Source organism: Ruegeria sp. YKSE079, assembly GCF_059612845.1.
The window spans coordinates 1-4466 of record NZ_JBXWRJ010000045.1 but is presented as its reverse complement, the minus strand read 5'-3'; the positions used below and the strand labels follow the sequence as shown (position 1 = coordinate 4466).

Sequence of the window (4466 nt, the reverse complement as noted above, 5' to 3'; positions counted from 1 at the left end):
AGGCGCTTGGTCGGGCGCGCTCTAAACCAGATCTTTCATCTCCACGGTTGTTTTTGCGGCTCGGTTTTTTGAGGGCTGGGTTTCAAAGCGCGCCACCATTCGCTGCGCTCCCATATCGCTCGACGAACCACTGATAGAAGTTTGTCTGCCAGCCGACATAACGGGCCCGCTGCTTGTGATTAACATGCGTCCCTACCGGCGCGTGATTCCTTGGGAATTGCGGCGCCTTGGAATTTTTTTACTCGATCGGTGGCAGCCCATGTCCGTACCCAGCCCCCCCACACTGGCAACTCTTTTGCCATTTCTAAAGTGGGGGCAACGATTAACCAGGAAAAAAGTTATCGCGGACGCCACAGCGGGTATGACAAACGCCGCCGTTGTCCTGCCCCAAGCCATCGCATTTGCCGGGATCGCGGGCCTGCCTGCACAATACGGCCTCTACTCGGCCATAGTCATACCGATCATAGCGGCCCTGTTCGGCAGTTCGTTTCACCTTGTATCCGGACCGACAACAGCCATTTCGATCCTGATCTTTGCCACCCTCAGCCCGCTTTACACGCCCGGTTCCGCCGACTTTGTGAGCGCCGCCATCACAATGACCTTCTTGGTGGGCCTTATCCAATTGGTCCTTGGATGGGCCCGGTTGGGACAATTGATGAACTTCGTGTCCCACTCCGTCTTGATCGGCTTTACGTCCGGCGCCGGGGTTTTGATCTTGCTGAGCCAAATCAAGGTATTGATCCCGCAACCAAGCCAAGATCCATCCCCAGGTCACGACTTGTTTCTGATTGAGCGATGGCAGGCGTTGTCCCATGCAAACCCCTATGCCATCGGCCTGGCCGCGATTGCGCTGGCGACCGCGGCGGCGGTCAAAGTCATCGCACCCCGGTGGCCGAATTACCTGATCGGCATGGTGGTCGGATCACTGGTGGCCTATGGTCTGGATGCTCAGGCGCACGGGGTGGCATTTGTTCGCCCTATCGCGTCGGCGCTCCCGCAATTTTCGCCGCCCGCGCTGAACATCGCCTCGGTTCAAATCCTCAGCCAGGGCGCATTTGCGGTTGCCTTGGTGGCACTACTCGAAGCTGTCTCAATCGCCCGTGGCTTGGCGGCACAATCAGGCCAGCAAATTGATACCAGGCAGGAGATCATCGGCCAGGGTCTGTCAAATCTCATAGGCTCGTTATTTTCGTGCTACGCGGGCTCGGGCTCGTTCACACGTAGCGGGCTGAACCTCGAAGCCGGCGCCAAGTCACCCCTATCTGCCATTTTCGCCTCGGTCTTTTTGATCATGATTGTATGGGCCATGCGTCCGCTGATTGCGTTTCTTCCCATCCCGGTCATCGCGGGCCTCATCATTTTGATTGCCTGGCGGTTGATCGATTTCAAGAACATCCGGCAGGTTCTCTTCGCCAGTATATCCGAGTCCGCAATCCTGGTCTTTACACTGATCAGCGTGCTCATCATTGATCTCGAATTGGCCATCTTCGGCGGTGTTATTCTCTCGCTCTGCCTGTTCATTCGCAAGACCACCCAGACCGACGTACCGATCTGGGCGCCCAGCCAATCCAGTCGGCACCGCAGTTTTGTCAGCGGGCTAAAAAAGCCAGTCTTAGAATGCCCCCAGGCCGTATTTGCCCGCCTTCAGGGGCCGCTCTACTTTGGTTCGCTCGAAGCATTGCAGGGCAAATTTCACCAGATTGAAACCACCCGGCCCAATCAGAAACACCTTGTTTTGGGCATAGACGGCAATATCGGAATGGATTTGTCGGGTGCCGAATTTTTGATGGATGAGGCGCGCAAACGCCGCGACAGGGGCGGAGGGCTTTATCTGGTCGTCAAATATCCGCGTTTGCGCCGTCAGGTCGCGCAATACGGCCTCGCCCGCGCCCTGGGCCCGAACCAAGTGTTTCGCCGCAAAAGCGAAGCAATCCCGAGACTGATACGCAAACTCGACCCGGACATATGCGCGACTTGCAAAAACAGGATATTTCTGGAATGCCCAAAAGCCATGGGGCCACTCAAGGGCGGATCCCCAGGCAGGTAACAGCCGGTGTCTTCGCAGAATGGTGCGGGCTCCCAAAGAATCCCTCGAGTTTCGGTGCGTCAGTTTGGTGGATTACTTGGTTCGACCATGATGGAGTGGCCCAGGTACGCAGTCCTAACCTTGGCGCGGGTGGCTCAAACCTCCCGCGCAGAGGGGCCCAAAGCAGTCACCGTCCGGTGACGGCGCTGTTGTGCTACTGGCAAACCATTTCCCAATGAATGTCTGTTTCTTCGGAGACTGTGAAGCCATGTCGCTCATACAGCGCCCTGGCTCGCTTGTTTGCTTTCAATGTTTGCAGCTTGACCGCGATCTTGCGTTCTTCAGCGATGCTCCTGATGTGTCTTGTGACTGCGCTTCCGACGCCCCTGGATTGTTCTGATGGCAAGATGAACAATTCTTTCAGCCAGACGTGATCCGGGTATTGCTCCCATCCGACGACACCCACTCTCTGGTGGTGTGACCAGATGATTTTTGATGCCACCCTGATCGAATGCCTTGGCGGCAAATTTGTCTTGCTCTGCTTCATTCCAGCCAAACATCGTCTCGCTAATATTGCGATACGCTGTGTGATGAGCATGGATGACGAAGCTGCGATCCTTTCTGACAGCCGGTACGTAGTCAAACTTCATAGGCAGCCCCTGTTGTCGGAGCACTTCCAATGAAGCGCCAAGGCAGCAGGTCGTTCACGCGGGTGATCTTGAAGTCGGGGATGCGGGCGATGGTGTCGGCGAGCCAGGTGTCGCGTTGCCTTTAAATCTGAGACGCGACGCTTTGGGACCGTTCAAAATGTTGGGGTCATGCCGCTTTAAGGAGTGGCGGTTTTGGGTTCAGCAGGCTTGCCACATAGGGCGATCCTTCGGTTTCAGGCGGGACGTATCGGGTTCGATCCGGGAGATCACCGTTCAGCATTGCAGCGCGCACTTTCAGCAGGTAATGCGCGCCGGTTCGTGACCATCGCATCTGCTGTTTCTTGACGAACCGTTTGGCTACGAGCGCGTTCACGCTTGCTTCTGCCGGTGATGTTGCAATGCGTCGTCCTGCGCGATGGCGTTCAGCGTAGTTGATGACTGATTGACTGTTTCGGCTAATATAGGTGCTAAGTTTCTCCAGGAGCTTGTCTGCGCGTTGGGCCCAGAAACAGTGACCTGTCTCTGAGGAAAGCGCCTTTCTGACGAGAGCTATCAGATCCAGAGCACGCTTTGGTTGGCCGTTCCAAAGTCTCCATTTGATACGGTCGATGTCTTGCTCGAACAGACCATAGCCCTCGGGTACAGTCAGTGCTATCTGGGCCAGCGGCTGAAGTTTCATTGAAATATGAAACCAGTCGAGAATGTGAGTGGCCGGCTGCGGCAACATGCCAGTCAGGCGCTTGAGGCATTCTTCGCCGTCCGAGATCACAGTAATCTCCCCTCGACCAATATATCCCTGGTCGTTCAAAGCCAGTGAGGCGGTCGCATCCAACTCAGCCAACTGTGTCCCCTCGAACGCAAAGAGCGGTCCAGGGCTGTCGCCTCGACCGCCACGTCCGCAATGACCGACAACCGCCTCAAATGTGCGCCCGCCCCAATTCTTCACCAAGGGGATATGCGCGGTGTCGACGGTGAAGATGAATTCGCGCGCGGGATCGTCCTCCATCTGCAACTCCAGTTGGGTGCGGTCTTCTTTAGCCAAGAATTCGTTCCAGCGCCGACTGCGTTCAGCGTCTTCGATGCGCTTTCCAACCGAAAGCGTGCGATGGCGAAGGGTGGTAAACTTGCGCGACATTTGATCGGGGAGGAATGTCGACAGTATGTCCGATGCCTCGCGGTAGGGCAGCTTGGCACCAAGCCTCGCCGACAGCTCCATCAGTTCGGGCGTGGCGCGATCAGGACAAAGATCCGCGGCTGGAGAGAACGTGAAACAGGCCCATGGGGTGCATCTTTGGCAGATCATCAGGCGAGGAGAGGTCAACGGAACTGCGCCAAAAACCGTCAGTATCTTCCGTGTCCGGTAGTCTTTGATTGGCAGCTGACCACCACAGCACTGACAGATGCGCCGGTAGCGTACCCAGAGATCAAGCTCGCGCTGCACGACAGCCTTCTGGATTTCACGCATGATCTCTTTGCCGTCCTCGATCGAACAGCCGATGCGACCGTCAGTCAAGCCATCAAGATCCTTCTCAAACAGGAACTCCTGCCGATACTCCTCACCGGTCAGATCGACCGCTTCTACCGTGATGCGCCAATGCATGATTCCCTCCGCCTTGAGTAAAAAATGGAAGCTTTCCACGGCCGGTCAGAGATTGCACCCCAGACAATTGAACGGTCTCCGACGCTTTCGGCATCGAGTTTTGCCCTTAATTGCGAGATTTGGCTGTCATGGGGCCTTTGCTTCTCGCCCGCCTCTGCGCAATCTGATCAACTGCGGCAAGCAGACGTGG

At 56.3% G+C, this 4466-nt stretch carries 4 protein-coding genes; 1 reads left to right on the top strand and 3 read right to left on the bottom strand.

The features are described from left to right. Nucleotides 1-184 precede the first annotated feature (184 nt). Entirely contained in the window at nt 185-2047 is a 1863-nt protein-coding gene (locus tag AC2FMY_RS21875; RefSeq protein WP_496808097.1) for a SulP family inorganic anion transporter, read from the top strand. A gap of 193 nt (nt 2048-2240) precedes the next feature. Here AC2FMY_RS21875 and AC2FMY_RS21870 read toward each other — a convergent pair whose 3' ends face one another. From AC2FMY_RS21870 to AC2FMY_RS21860, 3 genes are all read right to left on the bottom strand, one after another. After that, nucleotides 2241-2450 (bottom strand): GNAT family N-acetyltransferase, encoded by a 210-nt coding sequence (locus AC2FMY_RS21870; protein WP_496808098.1) that lies wholly within the window; start codon nt 2448-2450, stop codon nt 2241-2243. Further along, nucleotides 2368-2676 (bottom strand): hypothetical protein, encoded by a 309-nt coding sequence (locus tag AC2FMY_RS21865; protein ID WP_496808099.1) that lies wholly within the window; start codon nt 2674-2676, stop codon nt 2368-2370. The genes AC2FMY_RS21870 and AC2FMY_RS21865 overlap by 83 nt, the downstream gene beginning before the upstream one ends. A gap of 166 nt (nt 2677-2842) precedes the next feature. Next, on the bottom strand, nt 2843-4276 hold the full coding sequence (locus AC2FMY_RS21860) for an ISKra4 family transposase (RefSeq protein WP_048600075.1): 1434 nt from the start codon (nt 4274-4276) through the stop codon (nt 2843-2845). Nucleotides 4277-4466 lie beyond the last annotated feature (190 nt).

Bases quoted from the DNA above. Each gene is read 5' to 3' on its own strand.
- AC2FMY_RS21875 (WP_496808097.1), top strand. From the start codon at position 185: ATGCGTCCCTACCGGCGCGTGATTCCTTGGGAATTGCGGCGCCTTGGA.
- AC2FMY_RS21865 (WP_496808099.1), bottom strand. From the start codon at position 2,676: ATGAAGTTTGACTACGTACCGGCTGTCAGAAAGGATCGCAGCTTCGTC.
- AC2FMY_RS21860 (WP_048600075.1), bottom strand. From the start codon at position 4,276: ATGCATTGGCGCATCACGGTAGAAGCGGTCGATCTGACCGGTGAGGAG.